The following is an 18,502-nucleotide window of genomic DNA, read 5'->3' on the forward strand; positions in this document are numbered from 1 at the left end:
GCCCCTCACTCCGAGGGGCGGGCGGTCTCGTGTGCGGGACCGCTCAGCCCTTCGGCGCCGCCACCGCCGCCTGCGGGCGGATCGGGAGGCGGTTGACCGGGCGGCCGGTCGCCGAGCGGACCGCGGCGGCCACGGCGGCCGGGGAGGTCACGACGGGGACCGCGGACGCGGGCTTGGCGCCGAAGGGGGCCACCACGTCGCGCTCCTCGATCAGTTCGACGATGCGGATCTCCGGGGCGTCGAGGGAGGTCGGCAGCGCGTACCCGGTGAGGTCGGGGTGGCGGACCAGGCCGCGGGCGGTGCGCAGGTTCTCCGTGAGGGCGGCGCCGATGCCCTGGGTGACGCCCGCCTCGATGCGGGTCGCCAGCTGGGAGGGGTTGAGGACGCGGCCGACGTCCTGGGCGACCGCCATCTCGACCACCCGGACCGAGCCGAGCTCGATGTCGACGTCCACCACCGCCCGGATCGCGCAGAACGCCAGGCCCACGAAGGCGTCGCCCTGGCCGGACCCGTCCAGCGGTTCGGTGGGGTGGGGGCGGCACTGGGCGGTGGCCCACAGCTCCTTGCCGTCCAGCGCCTCCGCCACGGTCGTGGAGAGCACCCCGTCGTACGAGGTGATCTTGCCGTCGGCGATCTGGAGCAGCTCCGTGGACATGCCGAACTTGTGGGCCAGCGGCTGGAGGAGCTGGGTGCGGACCATCTTCGCCGCGCGTTCGACGGCGCCGGCGGAGACCCAGGTGTGGCGTCCGTGGGTGGCCGGTCCCGCCGGGGGCTGGTCGGTGTCGACGGAGGCGACGTGCACCTCCTCGACGCCCAGGGTCTCCTGGACGACCTGGCGGGCCAGCGTCGAGAAGCCCTGGCCCGTCTCGACGGCCGCGCAGATGACGGTGGCGACCGAGTCGTGGACCCGGACCGTGGCCGTGGACACCTCGTCGGCGCCCTCGGCACCGAGCATGTGGACCATGCCGAGCGCGTACCCGACGCCGCGCCGCACCGCGCCCGGCTCGCCCGCGCCCTCGGGGCCGCCCGGCAGCAGCCAGTCGTCCTGGGGGTCGTCCTTGGGCAGCGCGGGCAGCGGGAAGTCCCGTACCGCGCCGAGCAGTTCGGCGACGGGGGCGGGGCAGGTGACCGTCTGCCCGGTGGGCAGGATGTCGCCGGTGGACAGGGCGTTGCGCAGCCGCAGCTCGGCCGGGTCGATGGACAGCTTGGCGGCCAGCTTGTCCATCTGGCCCTCGTAGGCGGCGCAGACCTGCATCGCGCCCTCGCCCCGGACATGGCCGGAGGGCGGGTTGTTCGTGCGGACGGCCCAGCCCTCGATGAAGGCGTGCGGGACGACGTACGGGCCGCAGGCGAAGGCGACCGCGGCGGCCAGGGACTCGGACGAGGAGTCGGCGTACGCGCCGGCGTCCAGCAGGAGCTGGGCCTCGACCTTGACCAGGCGGCCCTCGGCGTCCGCGTGGTGGCGGTAGCGCAGCAGGCTCGGGTGGCGGTGGGCGTGGCCGAGGAAGGACTCCTCGCGGGTGGCGGCCAGTTTGACCGGGCAGCCGGTGCGCAGGGCGAGCAGACCGAGCGGCAGCTGGAAGCCGGGTTCCTCGCGGTCGCCGGTCGCGCCGGGCACCCCGGTGACGACGACCTTGACCCGGTCCGGTTCCAGGCCGAAGCAGGCGGCGGCGAGGTCGCGGTCGGTGTGCGGGTCGGTGGAGGCGGTGTAGAGCTCCACGCCGCCGTCCGGCCGGGGCACGGCGAGCCCGGCCTCGGCGCCGATCGGGGCCGGGTCCTGGCGGCCGATGCGGTACAGGCCCTCCACGACGACCTCGCCGGCCGCCTCCGGGTCGCCGTAGCGCAGCGGGATGTGGCGGATGAGGTTGCCGTCGGGGTGCAGCGGCTCGGCTGCGAACGCCTTCTCCGGGTCGGTGACCGCTTCCAGCACCTCGTACTCGACGGCGATGGCGGCGGCGGCCAGCCGGGCGGTGTCGGGGTGGTCGGCGGCGACGGCGGCGATCGGCTCGCCGTGGTGGCGGACCAGGTCGGACGCGAAGACCGGGCGGTCCACGACCTTGCGGCCGTACAGGGCCTCGCCGGGGATGTCCTCGTGGGTGACGACCGCCCGGACGCCGGGCATCTCGACGGCGGCCGAGGTGTCGATGGACAGGATGCGGGCGTGCGCGTGCGGGGAGCGCAGGACGGCCGCCCAGAGCAGGCCCTCGGCCCACAGGTCGGCGGCGTACGGGAAGGTGCCCTCGGTCTTGGCGCGGGCGTCGGCCGGCGGCAGCGAGGCGCCGATGCCCAGCAGCGGACGCTCGGCCTCGGGGCCGCCGGGGCCGTCCAGTGACGGGATGCTGATCGCCGTGGCCGCGTCGTTGCTCACGCCATGCCTCCGTCCTGCTGGTGGGCCTGCACACTACCCGCGCCGGGCGCCGCCTGGTGCGGGATGCGGGCCTCTTCCTGTTCCGCGGATTCCGGCGGGGGCGCTGCGGCTTCGGCGGCGGCCTCGCGGCCCGCGATGACCTCGTTGACGGCGTCCAGGACACCCCGGTAGCCGGAGCAGCGGCAGAGGTTGCCGCACAGCGCCCGGCGGGTCTCCAGCTCGCTGGGGGCGTGGTTGCCCTCCAGGAGGTCGTGGACGGTCATCGCCATGCCGGGGATGCAGAAGCCGCACTGGACGGCCCCGCAGGAGGCCAGCGCCCGCTGCACGTCGGACGGTTCCCCGTCGACGGCCAGGCCCTCGACCGTACGGACCTCGCTGCCGGCCGTGGTGGCGGCGGGGACCAGGCAGGAGGCGACGAGACGGCCGTCCACCTGGACGTTGCACGCCCCGCACTCGCCCTGCGAGCAGCCGTCCTTGGCACCGGCGAGGCCGAGGCGCTCGCGCAGCACGTAGAGCAGCGACTCACCGATCCAGGCGTCGGTGACGGGCCGGTCCACTCCGTTCACATGCAGCGTGTACGAGGCGGCGGGGTGCTCGCTGGGCAGCGGGGGCCCGGCGGCGGGCGGGGTGTCGGACGCCTCCGCAACGGGCTCCGGTCCGGTGTCCGGGACGACGTCCTCGTCCGCCGGTGCGGATGCGGGTGTCGTCTGTTCGGCGGCTTCGGGCCGCTCGCCGGCGGCCGGCCGCGCCTCGGGAAGTTCCGACGGGACACCCGGGGGGGCGTCGGAGGGGACGTTCGAGAGCGCGTCCGAGAGCGCGTCCGACGGAGCGTCTTCGCGGTTCTGGGCGGGGGCGTCATCAGCGGCGGCGACCGGGGCGGCGACGGCGTCGGGCCCGTTCTCGGCGGCCTGTTCCGCTTCCGCTTCCGCTTCCGTTTCGGCTTCCGTGACCAGAGGCTCCGCGGCCAGAGGCTCCGGCGCCAAAGGCTCCGGCGCCGGTTCCCGTGTCGCCCAGGGCGCGGTCGCGCCGCCCGGCAGGGTCGCCGGGCGGTCCGCGTACCAGTCGGCGGCCGGCGGGGTGGTGTAGAGCTCGCCGGAGTCGTCGGAGAGCGCACCGGACGCCGCCGGGGTCTCCGGCGCCTCCGGGGCGGGCGGCGGCCAGGCGGTGGCGTCGACCGACCACTGACCGGTGGCGGCCGGGTCGCCCGCGTACGGCTCCTGGTAGGGGCTCGGCGGCTGCTGCGCCCCGGGGGGCGGGTAGCCGTAGCCGGACTGCTGGTTCGGGTCGGGCCAGTGCACCGCGCCTTGCGCGGGCGGCTGCGCCTGCGTGCCGTGCTCGTGCTGCCCGGCCTGCGGCGCCGGGGGCTGGACGGCCCAGTTGCCGGTGGCGGCGGGGTCGAGCCCGGCGGCGGGGGTCAGCGGCAGGATCATCGGCGGCACGTATCCGTGGCCGGGGGCGGCCAGCGGGATGTCCGCGAGGTCCTCCGGCGGCAGGTGGACGAAGGCGGTCGCCTCGCCGTCGTACTCGCCGCCCTGCGGGGTCGGCTCCCAGCCGCCGTGCTGCTCGGCGGGGTTCTCCTTGCTCACGACAGTGCCCTCCCCAGCGCGCGTCGGGCCAGCGCGGCGACGGTGCGCCGCAGATGCAGTACGGCGGGGGGCAGCGGTGGTGCCTGGCCCCCGTCGGCGGGTGGTTCCTGGTCCGGGATGCAGGCGGCAGCGACGTACTCGCCGAAGGCGGCCAGCGCGTCGGGCGCGAGGCCGCGCGCCCCGTCCCAGTCGATCAGCGAGGCGATCCAGCGCTCTGCCTCCAGCGGGCGCAGCGGCATCGGCGCGATGGCGCCGACCGCGCAGCGCACCCCGCGCCTGGCCGGGTCGAGGACGATCGCGACGGAGGCGGTGGCGCGGCCGGGGCCGGTGCGTCCGGTGGCCTTGAGGAAGACCTGCGGAGCGTGCAGCAGGGGCACCCGGACGAAACCGATCAGCTCGGCGGGCTCCAGCATCTCGCGCCCGGCCAGCAGGTGCGAGACCGGGATCTCGCGGCGGGCGCCGCCGGGTCCCGCGATGACGAGTTCGGCCTCCAGCGCGGCGAGCACCGGCAGCGCGTCACCCGTCGGGGCGGCGGTGGCGATGTTGCCGCCGAGCGTCCCGGCGTTGCGGATCTGCGGGGGGCCCGCGGCACGCGCGGAGGCGGCGAGCGCGGGGATGAGGGCCGCGAAGTCGGGCCGTCCCATGCGGGCGTGGGTCAGGCCGGCGCCCAGCAGGGCGTGACCGTCCTGGTAGTGCCAGCCGCGCAGCTCACTGATCCGGCCGAGACCGACCAGACCGGAGGGGCGCAGGAGCCCCTTGTTGACGGCCGACATCAGGTCCGTGCCGCCTGCCACGGGGACGGCGGCCGGCATGGCGCCGAGTGCCGCCACGGCCTCGTCCAGTGAGGCAGGCAGCGTGACGGACTGCGCCGCCTGCGGTGCGTGCGTGGTCAACCCAGCTGCCCCTTCCCGGTGTCCCGGCGCTCCCGCCTGTTTCGCCGTACGGTACGTGCTCGAAGCCCGGACGTGGCAACTCTGGCACATCTTCGGACCGGCCCGACGCGCAGGTCCGCGAAGGGAGTATCCGTCCGCAGTCAGGGTAATGGTCCCGGTTTCCCGCCTGTTCGGCGGTGAGTGCCCTTTGCCTGTCTTCTGCGTACCCGTACGGCTTTATCCGTTCCGGAAGTGCCCCGCGTCATGACGCCGCCACCACGGTCGCAGGGACCGTGGTGGCGGGAGAGGGCGTTGCGGCCGGGCTCACACGTTCGGGGGTGCTCCCTCGATCGGGCGTCCGAGAATGCCGGGGCGCTTCTGCCAGGGCAGCGGGCCGGACGGCGGCCGGTAGCCGACGCCGAGCGCGTCGAGCCGGGCGTAGTGGGCGTTCATGCGGCGCTCGAAGCCGGCGAAGTCCCGTTCGGCGGGGGCGGGCAGGGCCGACCAGGCGACCTCGGCGAAGGCGGCGAGGCGGGGGAAGACCTGGTAGTCGACGCGGGAGCGGTTCTGCATGACCTCGGACCAGACGTTGGCCTGGGTGCCGAGGACGTGCCGGGCCGCTTCCTCGCTCAGGGCCGGCGGAACGGGTTCGAAGCGGTAGACGTCCTCCAGGGTGCGGACGTATCCGATGGGCATCGGCTCGTCGGGGCCGCCGTGCTGACGGTGGTCCAGGTAGACCTGCTGCTCGGGGCACATCACCACGTCGTGCCCGGCCTCGGCGGCCGCGATGCCGCCGGCGTAACCGCGCCAGGAGGAGACAGCGGCGCCGGGGGCGAGGCCGCCCTCCAGGATCTCGTCCCAGCCGATGAGGCGGCGGCCGCGCGCGGTGAGCCAGGTGTCGAAGTGGCGGATGAACCAGGACTGGAGCTCGTCCTCGTCGGCGAGGCCGAGTTCCTTGATGCGCGCCTGGGCGGCCGGCGACCGCTTCCACTGGTCCTTGGGGCACTCGTCGCCGCCGATGTGGACGAACGGCGAGGTCTCCGGCGGGAAGAGTTCGAGGAGTTCCTCGAAGACGCCCTCGTAGAACCGCAGGACGTGGTCGGTGGGGGCCAGGACGTTCGGGGTGACGCCCCAGTCGTCCCAGACGGTGAGGGCGGCGGTGTCGACGACGTCGGTGTTGCCGAGCTCCGGGTAGGCGCTGATGGCGGCCTGCGAGTGGCCCGGGATGTCGATCTCGGGGACGACCCGGATGTGCCGGGCGGCGGCGTACGCCACGATCTCGCGGATGTCGTCCTGGGTGTAGTAGCCGCCGTGCGGCATCTCGTCCCAGAGCTCGGACGCGCGGTGGCCGTACTTGGTGCGGGCCCGCCAGGCGCCGGCCTCGGTCAGGCGCGGGTGGCGCTTGATCTCGACGCGCCAGCCCTGGTCGTCGCTGAGGTGGAAGTGGAAGACGTTCAGCTTGTGGGCGGCGAGCAGGTCGAGGTAGCGCAGGACGTCGTCCTTGGGCATGAAGTGCCGCGCCACGTCGAGCATCAGGCCGCGCCAGCCGAAGCGGGGCGCGTCCTCGATGTCGGTGAATCCGAAGCCGGTCGTGGCGGCTTCGCCGACGGGCGCCCGGCGGAAGGCCTCGGGGCCGAGCAGCTGGCGCAGTGTCTGGGCGCCCCAGAAGACCCCGGCGGGGCTGCCGCCGGTGATGGCGACGCTCTCGTCCGGTCCGGTGGTCAGCCGGTAGCCCTCGGGCTCCAGGGAGTCGTCGGTGCGCAGCACGATCGCGCGCGGGGCGGTGCCGGTGCCGGGCGCGAGGGGCAGGCCGAAGGCGGCGCCCAGGGTGGTGCGCAGCCAGCGCTCGGTGGTTTCGGTGCCGGGGGCCGCCGCGATGGTGGTGGACGGATCGAGGACGAATCCGCACCGCCCCCGGTCGTCGGCGCGCAGGGGCGCCGGGATCAGTTCCAGGTCCATGACGTCAGTCCTTAACCGCTCCGCCGAGTCCGGAGACCAGGCGTCGCTGTACGAGTACGAAGAAGACCAGCACGGGCACGGTCATCACCGTCGAGGCTGCCATGATCCCGCCCCAGTCGTTCTCGTCGGGTTTGAAGAAGACCAGCAGCGCCATCGGGAGCGTCGACTGGGAGGTGTCGCTGATGATGAAGGACTTCGCGAAGAGGAAGTCGTTCCAGGTGGAGATGAACGAGAAGACGCTGGTCGCCACGAGGCCGGGGAGGACCAGCGGGAAGAGGATCTGCCACAGGAAGCGGGTGCGGCTCGCCCCGTCGATGTAAGCGGCCTCCTCCAGGGCCTGAGGCACGGCCCGGACGAATCCGCGCAGCATCCAGATGGCGAAGGGCAGTGAGAACGCCAGGTGCGGCAGGATCAGCGAACCGAGCGTGTTCAGCTGCCCGAAGTCCCGCATCAGGAAGAACAGCGGGATGGTCAGCGCCTCGACCGGCACCATCTGCGCGACCAGGAACATGATCAGCAGCGTGGTGCGGAAGCGGAATCTGAACCGGGTGACCGCGGTGGCCGCCAGGAAGGCGATGAGCGCGGAGGCGACGACGACCGTGCCGGCGACGAGGAGGCTGTTGAGGAAGTAGCGCCCGAAGTCCTGCTGCTGGAAGACCCGCCGGTAGGAGTCCAGGGACGGGGACAGGGTCCAGGGCCTGGGGTGCGTGGACTGGATCTCGCCCGCCGGTTTGAACGCGGAGAGCACCATCCAGTAGAGCGGGAAGGCGACGGCGGCGGCGATCAGCAGGGCCGCCGCCTCCGCGGCGAGCCGGCCGGGCCGGCGGACGCGCCACAGGGTGGGCAGGCTCACAGTTCCTCCCCCTGACGCCGGACCAGGCGCAGATACACGAGCGTGACGGCGAGCAGGATCAGCAGCATCACGACGCCGATCGCCGAGCCGAGGCTGTACTGCGAGGACGCGAACGCCTTCTGGTACGCGTACACGTTGAGCACCAGGTTCTGTCCGGCGATGCCGCCGCCGTTGGTCATGACGTAGATCTGCGTGAACACCTTGAAGTCCCAGATGACCGACTGGATGGTGACGACGGTCAGGATCGGCCGCAGCATCGGGGCCGTGACCGACCGCCAGATCCGCCACTGCGAGGCGCCGTCCAGCGCGGCCGCCTCCAGCACCTCGGCGGGGATCGCCCGGATGCCCGCGTAGACGGTCACCATCACGAACGGGAAGGAGCACCAGAGGACTTCGAGGAGCACCAGCGCGAAGGCGCTGTAGCGCCCGTACGTCCAGGAGTGGTCGCCGAGGCCGAGGATCCGGTTGACGGGGCCGAAGTCGGCGTCGAAGAGGAAGACCCAGACGGTGGACCCGGTGATCGCGGGCGTCGCCCAGGCGCCGAGCGCGGCCATCATGAGCGCGAGCCGGGGCACGGCCCTTATCCGGGTCAGCAGGACGGCCAGGGCGCAGCCGACGAGGAGTGTGGACAGGACGCAGGCCGCGGCGAAGACCACGGTGGCGGCGAGCACCTGCCAGAACTGGCTGTCGCCGAACAGGGCCGTGTAGTTGCCGAATCCCTGGAAGGTGGCCGGTTCGCCGCCGCTGACCTGGGCCTGGGTGTACTCCAGGAAGGAGATCAGGCCGAGCTGGTAGATCGGGTAGACCAGCAGCCCGCCGAGCAGGACGAGCGCGGGCAGCAGGTAGAGCCAGGGGGTCCAGCCCGGCCGCCGGGCCGGTGAGACCGGGCGGCGGCGCGGGCCGCGCGCGGGACGGCCCGGCGCGGGTGTGGGGGGCGCTTGGTACGCCGTGCTGTTCGCGGTCATCGTCAGCCCGCGTCGGCGAACGCCGCGTCCATCTTCTTCGCGGCGTCGTCCGACGCCTTCGCCACGTCCTTACGGCCGCTGACGATCTCCTGGAACATCGTGGGCAGGATCAGCGAGGAGTCGATCTGTCCCCAGGCCGGGGACGCGGGGACGAACTTGGCTCCGGCGGCGAGCGTCCTGACGAAGGGTTCGACGAACGGCTCGCGCTTCGCGGCGGCGGCCCGTACGTCGCTGTAGGTCGGCAGGAAGCCCATCGCGTCGAACATCCGTGCCTGGGTCTCCTTGCCGGTCAGCTCCTTCATCAGGGCGACGGCCAGGGTGCGGTGCTTGCTGCTCTTCAGCACGCCGATGTTGTTGCCGCCCGCGAACGCGGGTGCGACGGAGCCCTCGGCGACGCCCGGCAGCGGCACCACCGCGTACTTGCCCTTGACGCTGCCGGCCTCCACGGCGGCGTGGCTGAAGTCGCCGCCGATGGCCATGGCGGCCTTGCCGGAGGCGAAGGCGGTGACGGTCGCGTTGCCGCCCATGGCCGCGCACTTGGCGGGCGGGCAGTTGCTGTCGCCGAACAGCGAGGTGTAGGCCTCGATGCCCTCGCGGGCCTTCGGGCTGTTGATGGCCGCCTTGTACGAGGAGCCGTCCCGGTCGGCCAGTTCGCCGCCGTTGGCCCAGATGAACGGCATCGCGCCGTAGGTGTAGGCGCCGCCGACGGCGAGCCCGTACATGCCGGGCTTCGCCTTGTGGACCTTCTTCGCGGTGGAGATCAGTTCGGCCTGGGACTTGGGCGCCTCGATCCCCAGGTCCGCGAAGACGTCGGTGCGGTAGTACAGGGCGCGTACGCCGACGAAGAGCGGGGCTCCGTAGACCTTTTCGCCGACCGTCACGGACTGCCTGGCGGCCGGGTCGGTGTCCTTGGCGTCCGCCCAGTCGCCGAACTCGCCGGTGATGTCGGCGAGTCCGCCGTCCTTGACGTATCCGGCGGTGTCGGTGTTGCCGTACTCGATGAGGTCGGGGGCGCTCTTCGGGTCGTTGAAGGCGGCCTTGACGCGCTGGGCGCGGGTCTCGACCGGGATGTACTCGATCTCGGCCTTCGCGCCCTCGTGGGCCTTCTCGAAGGCGGCGACCGCGGTGTCGACGACCTTCTCCTTGGGCTTGTTGCCGACCTCCTGGAACAGCCAGACGCGGAGTGTGCCGGTCTTCTCGTCCCCCTCGGCTCCGGTGTCGGAGGTCTGCGGCGCGCAGGCGGTGGCCGTGAGGCCCGCCAGGACCAGCGCCGCGGCCGGGGCGGCGATTCGGGCAGAAAGCTTCATCCGGAACCCCTACCGGTAGGCGTTGCAGCATGCGCAACGCTCGTTTCGTTCTGCACAACAGGCAGGAGAGTAGGTGCGGACCAGGGCGGCGACAAGTGGTCTCCACCACTCTGTGACCCGGCGAAGCAGCCCGTGCAACGCACGCACCCGGTCCCGGACGACGAAGAACCCCCGGGGCACGCGGATGCGTGCCCCGGGGGTTCTCCCGGGTCGTTCAGCTCCTGCCGGTACCGGCCGCTGCGCCTACTTCTTGTCCTTGCCGCCCTTGTCCTTGTCGCCGCCGGCGCCCATGGACTCGTAGATCTCCTTGCACATCGGACAGACCGGGTACTTCTTGGGGTCGCGCCCCGGTACCCAGACCTTGCCGCACAGTGCGACCACGGGGGTGCCCTCCAGGGCGCTCGCCATGATCTTGTCCTTCTGGACGTAATGGGCGTAGCGCTCGTGGTCGCCGTCGCCGTTCGACACCTGTGGCGTCGGCTCCACGAGGGTTCCGGTACCTGCCCCGCGCTCGGGCTCAAGAGTGCTCATAACCGCCAAGCGTACTGAAAGACGGGACATCAGTTCAGCGAAGGGTCGTCCGGATACGTGGCGATCATGGCCAGTTCGCTGCGCTGGCGGCGCAGGACCGCACGCCACAGGCCCTCCGGGCGCGGCGAGGAGACATCTCCGGGTTCCGACTCGACGACGTACCAGGCGCCCTCGGACAGCTCCGACTCCAGCTGCCCCGGCCCCCAGCCCGCGTACCCCGCGAAGATCCGCAGCGATCCGACGGCCGCGGCCAGCAGCTCCGGCGGGGCCTCCAGGTCGACCAGGCCGATCGCCCCGTACACCCGGCGCCAGCCGAGCGGCCCCTCGCCGCCCGGGATCACCGCCACGCCGAGCGCGGAGTCCAGCGAGACGGGTCCGCCCTGGAAGACGACCTCGGGCTCGCCGGTCAGTCCGGCCCAGGTCGCCAGGATGTCCACGACGCCCACCGGGGTGGGGCGGTTGAGGACCACGCCGAGTGAGCCCTCCTCGTCGTGGTCGAGGAGCAGCACGACCGCACGGTCGAAGTTCGGGTCCGCCAGGGCGGGCGCGGCCACGAGCAGCCGCCCTGTGAGCGAGGACACCTCGGTCATGGCAGAAATGATCCCGCATCTTCGGCCCTCGCGGGGCCCAAGTGACCCGGTCGTCGCGCTGGGTGCCCGAGCGCAGCTCAGGGCGCACGGGTGCATGAGGAGCGCACGCCGGGGCCGGTCATCCGGACGGTGACCCTCCGCAAGAACCGAACAGCAGAGCGTGGCGCGGCGGTTCCCCATCGTTCGTACACCGCCCGTTCCCCTACGGAAGGGGCGCGCGGGCCCATTACCCTTTCGTTTGGCCCCCCTGCCCGACCACTCCGGAACGCGAGATCCATGACCGGCACAGACGATGTCCTGCTTGTCCACGGCGGAACCCCGCTGGAGGGCGAGATCCGCGTCCGAGGCGCCAAGAACCTGGTGCCCAAGGCGATGGTCGCCGCGCTGCTCGGCAGCGGGCCCAGCCGGCTGCGCAACGTGCCCGACATCCGTGACGTACGGGTCGTACGCGGACTGCTCCAGCTGCACGGGGTGACGGTCCGCCCCGGTGACGAGCCGGGCGAGCTGATCCTGGACCCCACCCACGTCGAGAGCGCCAACGTCGCCGACATCGATGCCCACGCGGGCTCGTCGCGCATCCCGATCCTGTTCTGCGGGCCGCTGCTGCACCGGCTGGGCCACGCGTTCATCCCCGGTCTCGGCGGCTGCGACATCGGCGGCCGGCCGATCGACTTCCACTTCGACGTGCTGCGCCAGTTCGGCGCGACGATCGAGAAGCGGGCGGACGGCCAGTACCTGGAGGCCCCGCAGCGGCTGCGCGGCACCAAGATCCGGCTGCCCTACCCGTCGGTGGGCTCCACCGAGCAGGTGCTGCTGACCGCGGTACTCGCCGAGGGCGTCACGGAGCTGTCCAACGCGGCCGTGGAGCCGGAGATCGAGGACCTGATCTGCGTCCTGCAGAAAATGGGCGCGATCATCTCGATGGACACCGACCGGACCATCCGGATCACCGGTGTGGACCGCCTCGACGGCTATACCCACCGGGCCCTCCCGGACCGCCTGGAGGCCGCCTCGTGGGCGTCCGCCGCGCTGGCGACCGAGGGCAACATCTACGTCCGGGGCGCCCAGCAGCGCTCGATGATGACGTTCCTGAACACCTACCGCAAGGTCGGCGGCGCCTTCGAGATCGACGACGAGGGCATCCGCTTCTGGCACCCGGGCGGCGCGCTGAACGCCATCGCGCTGGAGACGGACGTGCACCCCGGCTTCCAGACCGACTGGCAGCAGCCGCTGGTCGTCGCGCTGACACAGGCCGCGGGCCTGTCGATCGTGCACGAGACGGTGTACGAGTCCCGGCTCGGCTTCACCTCGGCGCTGAACCAGATGGGCGCGCACATCCAGCTCTACCGCGAGTGCCTGGGCGGCTCCGACTGCCGCTTCGGCCAGCGCAACTTCCTGCACTCCGCGGTCGTCTCCGGCCCGACGAAGCTCCAGGGCGCGGACCTGGTCATCCCGGACCTGCGCGGCGGCTTCTCGTACCTGATCGCCGCGCTGGCGGCCCAGGGCACGTCCCGGGTGCACGGGATCGACCTGATCAACCGCGGCTACGAGAACTTCATGCACAAGCTGGAGAAGCTCGGCGCGAAGGTGGAGCTGCCGGGCGGCTCACTGGTCTGACCGGCGGTGTTCCGGGCGCGGGGGCCCCGGAACACCGACGATGCCCGCCACACGGCCCGCTGAGGGCCCCTGGCGGGCCGAACGACGAAGGGCGGCCACCCTGGTCGGGGTGACCGCCCTTCGTCGTGCCCAGGGGTCCTACTTGCCCTTGGCGGCTTCCTTGAGCTTGGAGCCCGCGGAGACCTTCACGCTGTAGCCGGCCGGGATGTTGATCGGGTCGCCGGTCTGCGGGTTACGAGCGGTGCGAGCGGCACGGTGGGTGCGCTCGAAGGTCAGGAAACCGGGGATGGTGACCTTCTCGTCGCCCTTGGCGACGATCTCACCGACGGTCTCGGCGAGCGCGGCCAGCACGGCGTCGGCGTCCTTGCGGGTCACCTCGGCACGGTCGGCCAGGGCGGCCACCAGCTCACTGCGGTTCATGTTGTTACTCCCGTGTTCTTCTTGCCTGTGAGGCGTGAGATCGAAGCCGATGCTGCCAGGGCCCTCGGACAGTCCCCGTACCCGGGTCTGCCCTTCAGAGGGTCCGGTAGACCTCGCGCCCTGTGGGGTCTCCCCTGGACGTAGTCCTTGAGGAAGCATCCTGCCCCCACCTGCGGCGGGAAAGCCAATCCGGCACCCTCCGGGAGTCGGACGAAAACCACCACTGCCTCGTCGTGGTGACGTCTCGTCGACTCCCCCAAAGCGGTCCGCAGCGGGTGCGGGGCTCTGCGGGACGCGTCGCCCGCCCACCCTAAAGGGGCGTTTGGGGCACCGCGACCCACGACGCGCCGTACGTCAGACGGACGTGGGCCCCGTCACAGCGACTCCGGCCGCCTTGGCGGCGTCCCGGACGGCCCCGGCGACCGCTCCGGCGACCTTGTCGTTGAAGACCGAGGGGATGATGTAGTTCGCGTTGATCTCGTCCTCGGCGACCACGTCGGCCAGGGCGCGCGCGGCGGCGAGCATCATCTCCGTGTTGACGGTGCGCGACTGGGCGTCGAGCAGTCCGCGGAACACGCCGGGGAAGACCAGCACGTTGTTGATCTGGTTGGGGAAGTCCGAGCGTCCGGTGGCGACGACCGCCGCGGTGCGACGGGCGATGGCCGGGTCGACCTCCGGGTCCGGATTCGCGAGCGCGAACACGATCGCGCCCTCGGCCATGGCCGCCACGTCGTCCCCGTCCAGCACGTTGGGGGCGGAGACGCCGATGAAGACGTCGGCGCCGACGACGGCCTGCTTGAGGGTGCCGGTGACGTTCTCGGGGTTGGTGTTGCCGGCGATCCAGCACAGCGGCGAGTCGGGGTCGGCGGAGCGCAGGTCCTCGCGGCCCGAGTGCACCACGCCGTGGATGTCGGCGACCACGGCGTGCTTGACGCCGGCGGCGATGAGCAGCTTGAGGATCGCCGTACCGGCTGCGCCGGCGCCGGACATGACGACCCGCACGTCGCCGATCGCCTTGCCCACCACGCGCAGGGCGTTGGTCAGCGAGGCGAGGACCACGATGGCGGTGCCGTGCTGGTCGTCGTGGAAGACGGGGATGTCCAGCGCCTCGCGCAGCCGGGCCTCGATCTCGAAGCAGCGCGGCGCGGAGATGTCCTCCAGATTGATGCCCGCGAAGCCCGGCGCGATGGCCTTGACGATCTCCACGATGGCGTCGGTGTCCTGGGTGTCCAGGCAGATCGGCCAGGCGTCGATGCCGGCGAAGCGCTTGAAGAGGGCCGCCTTGCCCTCCATCACGGGCAGCGCGGCCTTGGGGCCGATGTTGCCGAGGCCGAGGACCGCGGAGCCGTCCGTCACGACTGCGACGGAGTTGCGCTTGATGGTGAGGCGGCGGGCGTCCTCGGGGTTCTCGGCGATCGCCATGCAGACGCGGGCCACCCCGGGGGTGTAGATCATCGAGAGGTCGTCACGGTTGCGGATGGGGTGCTTGGACGCCATCTCGATCTTGCCGCCGAGGTGCATGAGGAACGTACGGTCGGAGACCTTGCCGAGGACGACGCCCTCGATGGCCCGCAGCCCCTCGACGATCTCGTCGGCGTGCGTCGTGGAGGAGGCCGCGATCGTGACGTCGATCCGCAGCTTCTCGTGGCCGGAAGCGGTCACGTCGAGGCCGGTGACCGAGCCGCCGGAGGACTCCACGGCCGTGGTGAGCTGGGAGACCGCTGTGCCGCTCGCGGGCACCTCCAGCCTGACCGTCATCGAGTACGAGACGCTGGGCGCCGTTGCCATGGCCGAGTCCTTCGCTTTCCTTAGCTTCATTGCTACGCGTGTCCGAAGCCCGAGCATCCTCGGTAGCGGACACGCCTTCCGATATTCGCACCTACCGACGAGTAGCCGTTAATGACTGTCGCAGCGCGGAAACTGTTTTCCACCATACGAGAAGATGGGGGTGCGACGGAACCCCTGCCGGGGGCCGCGCGGGGGAACGGGGAAGGAAGAGGGGAACGGGGAAGGAACGGGGAGGGAACGCGAAGAGGCCCGCGCCACCGGAGGGTGACGCGGGCCTCTTCGTTCAGTTGAACGGCACCGGCCCGCCATGCTCGCCTCGCGGCAAGTGGTCGCTCGAAGCGACTAAGGTTGGGCCCGGGGGCTTGGATCGAGCCGGTGCCGCTTCCAGGCTAACAAACCACCTGGAAAAGTGATTCCCCCGCGCGGGTTGACCCGGAAAGCGACCGTCCGCCGCCCCCGCTTCAGTCCCTGAGCAGGTCCGGCACCCCGTCCCCGTCCGGCAGGTCGCGCTCCCCCGAGACCACCGTGAGCTGCTGCGTCGCCCGGGTCAGCGCCACGTACAGCACCCGCAGCCCCGCCGGGGACTCGTCCGCGATCTCGGCCGGTGAGACGACCACCGTGGCGTCGTACTCCAGACCCTTCGCCTCCAGGCTGCCCAGCGCCACCACCCGCTCGCCCAGCTCCGCGAGCCACTCGCGGGCCTGCGCGCGCCGGTTCATCGCCACGACCACCCCGACCGTGCCGTCCACCTCGCCGAGCAGCCGCCCCGCCTCCGCGCGCACGGTGCCGGCCAGGTCGCCGTCCCGCACGGTCTCGAAGCGCGGCACCACACCCGTGGAGCGGACCGCCGCCGGGGACTCCATGCCCGGCATCGCGAGCGCCAGCACCTTCGCGGCCAGCTCGGCGATCTCCGCCGGGTTGCGGTAGTTGACGGTCAGCGTGAAGTTCCGGCGCGGGCGGCTGCCCAGCGCCTCGTCACGGGCGGCCGCCGCCTCGTCCGGGTCGGACCAGGAGGACTGGGCCGGGTCGCCGACGATGGTCCAGGTGGCGTGCCGGCCTCGCCGGCCGACCATCCGCCACTGCATCGGCGTGAGGTCCTGCGCCTCGTCCACGATGACGTGGGCGTACTCCGTGCGCTCCGCCGCGAGCCGCTCGGCGCGCTCCCACTGGGTCTCCTCGCGCCGGGGCATCAGCTCCTCCAGGCCGGTGAGCTGGTCCAGCGGGTCCGCCTCGCGCTTGCGCTTGGGGCGGCTGGGAGTGCCGAGCAGCGTCTGGAGCTCGTCCAGGACCGCCACGTCGTGGACCGAGAGCGGCCCCCGCCCCGCGGCGTCCAGGCGCTTGAGGGAGCGCGCGAGCCGGCGCACCTCGCCCTGGTTGAGGGTGCGCCGCGCCCACCGGGCGAGCCGCTTCTCGTCGGCCATCGCGGCGAGCACCCCGCGCGGGGTGAGCTCGGGCCACCAGGCGTCCAGGAATTCGATGAACGGGGTCTCGGTGGACACGTCCTCGTCGAACGAGGAGCGCAGCTCGGCGGCCAGCTCGGGGTCGGTGTAGCGGCCCCGGCCGGAGGAACGATTCCACAGCGCGTCGAGCAGCAGCCGGCGGGCGCGCGGGCGCAGCAGGTTGACCGGGGCGGTGCCGCTGAGCACGTTGTTGCGGATGCGCCGCAGCTCGTCCTCCAGCAGCTCGACCCGGGCGCCGAAGGCCACCACGCGCAGCCGGGTGGGCGTGCCGGTGCGCTGCGGGGTCTCGTCCGCCCCGCCGAACTCCAGCTGCCCGTCCCGGGGCGCGGGGCGCGGGGCGGGCTGCTCCAGCGCGCCGCGGGCCGCCTTGCGCAGCACCGGGAGCATCCGCGAGGAACCCTTGATCCGGGCGACGGCCGGCTCGTCGTACGTGGTCGCCCCGTCCGGCCCCGCCGCCTCGTCGGAGAGCGAGCCGACGGCGCGGATCGCGACCTGCCCCTCCTCGCCGAGCGAGGGCAGCACGCCTTCGGTGTACGCGACCAGCAGCGGCGTCGGCGAGACGACGAGGATGCCGCCCGCGTACCGCCGCCGGTCCTGGTAGAGCAGGTACGCGGCGCGGTGCAGGGCGACCGCGGTCTTGCCGGTGCCGGGGCCGCCGGAGACCTCGGTGACGGAGGCGGCGGGCGCCCGGATCACGAGGTCCTGCTCGGCCTGGATGGAGGAGACGATGTCCCGCATGGTGTGGCTGCGGGCCTGCCCGAGCGCCGCCATCAGGGCGCCGTCGCCGACGACCGGGAGCTTGTCGCCGTCCAGGTACGCGGTCAGCTCGGGGCGCATCAGGTCGTCCTCGACGCCGAGGACCCGGCGGCCCTTGGAGCGGATGACGCGGCGGCGGACCACCCGGCCGGGCTCCTTGGGCGTCGAGCGGTAGAACGGCGCGGCGGCCGGGGCGCGCCAGTCGATGACGAGCGGGGCGTAGTCGGAGTCGAGGACCCCGATGCGGCCGATGTGCAGCGTCTCGGCGATGTCCGCGGTGCCGTCCTCGCGCACCACGTCGTCGGCGGGTTCGACGGAGGTGAAGGCGCCGTCGGGGCCGCGCTCGCCGTCCTTGCCCAGCAGCAGGTCGATCCTGCCGAAGAGGAAGTCCTCGAACTCGCTGTTGAGCCGGTTGAGGTGGATTCCGGCGCGGAAGACCTGGGCGTCGCGCTCGGCGAGCGCCCCCGGTGTCCCCACCTGGCCGCGTTTGACGGCATCGTTCATGAGAAATTCCGCCTCGTGGATCTTCTCCTCAAGGCGGTGGTACACACGGTCGAGATGTTCCTGCTCGACACCGATCTCCCGGTCCCGCAACGAATCGACAGCGGCATCCTGCGCGGCCACCGAGGCCCCCTTCTGACGTGCATTGGGCAGCCGTCAAGCCTATGCGACGGGGGCCCTTCGCGCACCTGCCGCCCCGCCCGCGCGGGGCGCTTCCGGATATCGATTGCGTGACGGGCCCCCGGGGCACCGCCGGTGCCGGGGCGGCCGCGTCAACTCCACTCGTACGATGACCGGATGAACGCCGATCCGCGCGACGACCGTCTCCTGGCCGGTTCCCTGGTGCTCCGCCCCTGGCTGCCCGGCGACCTCGGGGTGCTGCTCGACGCCTACCGCGATCCGGCGATCCGGGCGGGCTCGCGGGCGCCCGTGGCGGACGAGGCGGCGGCCGCCGCGTGGCTGCGGACCCAGGAGGAGGGCCGGGCCTCGGGTCTGCGGTACGGCTTCGCGGTGGTGGACCCGGGGCTCGGGGACGGTCCGGTGGGCAACGTCGCCCTCTCCTTCCCGGCGCCCGGCTCGCCCTCGGCCGAGGTGGGGTACTGGACGGCGGCGCCCGCACGCGGCCGGGGCCTCGCCCCGCGCGCCCTCGAAGCGCTCTCGGACTGGGCGTTCTCGCGGTTCGCCGGGGACGGGCTCGTCCGGCTCGAACTGCTGCACCAGGTGGGCAACGAGGCGTCGTGCCGGGTGGCGGAGAAGGCCGGGTACGCCTTCACGGAGCTGCTGCCCCCGTGCCCGCCGTGGCCGGACGAGGGCCACCGCCACACGCGCGCGGCGTAGCCGGGTCCTCCTGGGCGATGCGTCCGGCCATCAGGGCCACCGCCACGCGCGCGCGGCGTAGCCGGAGCACCACCGAGCCGGGTTCCACGAAT

The 18,502-nt window shown here is 72.6% G+C and carries 14 protein-coding genes; 2 read left to right on the plus strand and 12 right to left on the minus strand.

Going from position 1 to position 18,502, the window contains the following annotated elements:
• Positions 1 to 43: 43 nt before the first annotated feature.
• The 9 genes from B082_RS0132300 to B082_RS0132340 form a co-directional block, all read right to left on the minus strand.
• Positions 44 to 2,368, minus strand: coding sequence for a xanthine dehydrogenase family protein molybdopterin-binding subunit (locus B082_RS0132300; RefSeq protein WP_018555923.1), 2,325 nt, complete (start codon positions 2,366 to 2,368; stop codon positions 44 to 46).
• The gene (locus tag B082_RS0132305) at positions 2,365 to 3,954 is read right to left on the minus strand and encodes a 2Fe-2S iron-sulfur cluster-binding protein (protein WP_018555924.1); all 1,590 of its coding nucleotides are present in this window, start codon (positions 3,952 to 3,954) and stop codon (positions 2,365 to 2,367) included. Before B082_RS0132305 ends, B082_RS0132300 begins: the two co-directional genes overlap by 4 nt.
• Positions 3,951 to 4,847 carry an FAD binding domain-containing protein gene (locus tag B082_RS0132310; RefSeq protein ID WP_018555925.1) on the minus strand — a complete coding sequence of 299 codons (897 nt, stop codon included), beginning with the start codon at positions 4,845 to 4,847 and terminating at the stop codon, positions 3,951 to 3,953. The genes B082_RS0132305 and B082_RS0132310 overlap by 4 nt, the downstream gene beginning before the upstream one ends.
• A 303-nt stretch (positions 4,848 to 5,150) precedes the next feature.
• A complete protein-coding gene (locus B082_RS0132315) occupies positions 5,151 to 6,785 on the minus strand; it encodes a beta-N-acetylhexosaminidase (RefSeq protein WP_018555926.1) in 1,635 nt (544 codons plus the stop codon).
• A gap of 4 nt (positions 6,786 to 6,789) precedes the next feature.
• Entirely contained in the window at positions 6,790 to 7,638 is an 849-nt protein-coding gene (locus B082_RS0132320; protein ID WP_018555927.1) for a carbohydrate ABC transporter permease, read from the minus strand.
• Positions 7,635 to 8,603 (minus strand): carbohydrate ABC transporter permease, encoded by a 969-nt coding sequence (locus B082_RS0132325; protein WP_018555928.1) that lies wholly within the window; start codon positions 8,601 to 8,603, stop codon positions 7,635 to 7,637. Before B082_RS0132325 ends, B082_RS0132320 begins: the two co-directional genes overlap by 4 nt.
• Before the next feature lie 2 nt (positions 8,604 to 8,605).
• Entirely contained in the window at positions 8,606 to 9,910 is a 1,305-nt protein-coding gene (locus B082_RS0132330) for an extracellular solute-binding protein (RefSeq protein ID WP_018555929.1), read from the minus strand.
• Between the two features lie 243 nt (positions 9,911 to 10,153).
• The gene (locus B082_RS0132335; protein ID WP_026250415.1) at positions 10,154 to 10,441 is read right to left on the minus strand and encodes a DUF3039 domain-containing protein; all 288 of its coding nucleotides are present in this window, start codon (positions 10,439 to 10,441) and stop codon (positions 10,154 to 10,156) included.
• A gap of 29 nt (positions 10,442 to 10,470) precedes the next feature.
• A complete protein-coding gene (locus B082_RS0132340) occupies positions 10,471 to 11,031 on the minus strand; it encodes a YqgE/AlgH family protein (RefSeq protein WP_018555931.1) in 561 nt (186 codons plus the stop codon).
• Positions 11,032 to 11,307: 276 nt separating this feature from the next.
• Here B082_RS0132340 and murA point away from each other — a divergent pair, with 276 nt between their 5' ends.
• Complete coding sequence (gene murA / locus B082_RS0132345) at positions 11,308 to 12,648, plus strand: UDP-N-acetylglucosamine 1-carboxyvinyltransferase (RefSeq protein ID WP_018555932.1); 1,341 nt, start codon at positions 11,308 to 11,310, stop codon at positions 12,646 to 12,648.
• A gap of 138 nt (positions 12,649 to 12,786) precedes the next feature.
• Here murA and B082_RS0132350 read toward each other — a convergent pair whose 3' ends face one another.
• The 3 genes from B082_RS0132350 to B082_RS0132360 form a co-directional block, all read right to left on the minus strand.
• Entirely contained in the window at positions 12,787 to 13,068 is a 282-nt protein-coding gene (locus B082_RS0132350; protein WP_003968811.1) for an HU family DNA-binding protein, read from the minus strand.
• Between the two features lie 354 nt (positions 13,069 to 13,422).
• Entirely contained in the window at positions 13,423 to 14,856 is a 1,434-nt protein-coding gene (locus B082_RS0132355) for an NAD-dependent malic enzyme (RefSeq protein WP_018555933.1), read from the minus strand.
• 461 nt (positions 14,857 to 15,317) lie between these two features.
• The gene (locus tag B082_RS0132360) at positions 15,318 to 17,696 is read right to left on the minus strand and encodes a HelD family protein (protein ID WP_026250416.1); all 2,379 of its coding nucleotides are present in this window, start codon (positions 17,694 to 17,696) and stop codon (positions 15,318 to 15,320) included.
• A gap of 174 nt (positions 17,697 to 17,870) precedes the next feature.
• Here B082_RS0132360 and B082_RS0132365 point away from each other — a divergent pair, with 174 nt between their 5' ends.
• Positions 17,871 to 18,410 carry a GNAT family N-acetyltransferase gene (locus tag B082_RS0132365; protein WP_018555935.1) on the plus strand — a complete coding sequence of 180 codons (540 nt, stop codon included), beginning with the start codon at positions 17,871 to 17,873 and terminating at the stop codon, positions 18,408 to 18,410.
• Positions 18,411 to 18,502: the final 92 nt, after the last annotated feature.

This window comes from Streptomyces sp. ATexAB-D23 (assembly GCF_000373645.1).
Taxonomy (GTDB): domain Bacteria; phylum Actinomycetota; class Actinomycetes; order Streptomycetales; family Streptomycetaceae; genus Streptomyces; species Streptomyces castrisilvae.

Bases quoted from the DNA above. Each gene is read 5' to 3' on its own strand.
- B082_RS0132315 (WP_018555926.1), bottom strand. From the start codon at position 6,785: ATGGACCTGGAACTGATCCCGGCGCCCCTGCGCGCCGACGACCGGGGG.
- B082_RS0132325 (WP_018555928.1), bottom strand. From the start codon at position 8,603: ATGACCGCGAACAGCACGGCGTACCAAGCGCCCCCCACACCCGCGCCG.
- B082_RS0132330 (WP_018555929.1), bottom strand. From the start codon at position 9,910: ATGAAGCTTTCTGCCCGAATCGCCGCCCCGGCCGCGGCGCTGGTCCTG.
- B082_RS0132335 (WP_026250415.1), bottom strand. From the start codon at position 10,441: ATGAGCACTCTTGAGCCCGAGCGCGGGGCAGGTACCGGAACCCTCGTG.
- B082_RS0132340 (WP_018555931.1), bottom strand. From the start codon at position 11,031: ATGACCGAGGTGTCCTCGCTCACAGGGCGGCTGCTCGTGGCCGCGCCC.
- murA (WP_018555932.1), top strand. From the start codon at position 11,308: ATGACCGGCACAGACGATGTCCTGCTTGTCCACGGCGGAACCCCGCTG.
- B082_RS0132350 (WP_003968811.1), bottom strand. From the start codon at position 13,068: ATGAACCGCAGTGAGCTGGTGGCCGCCCTGGCCGACCGTGCCGAGGTG.
- B082_RS0132355 (WP_018555933.1), bottom strand. From the start codon at position 14,856: ATGGCAACGGCGCCCAGCGTCTCGTACTCGATGACGGTCAGGCTGGAG.
- B082_RS0132365 (WP_018555935.1), top strand. From the start codon at position 17,871: ATGAACGCCGATCCGCGCGACGACCGTCTCCTGGCCGGTTCCCTGGTG.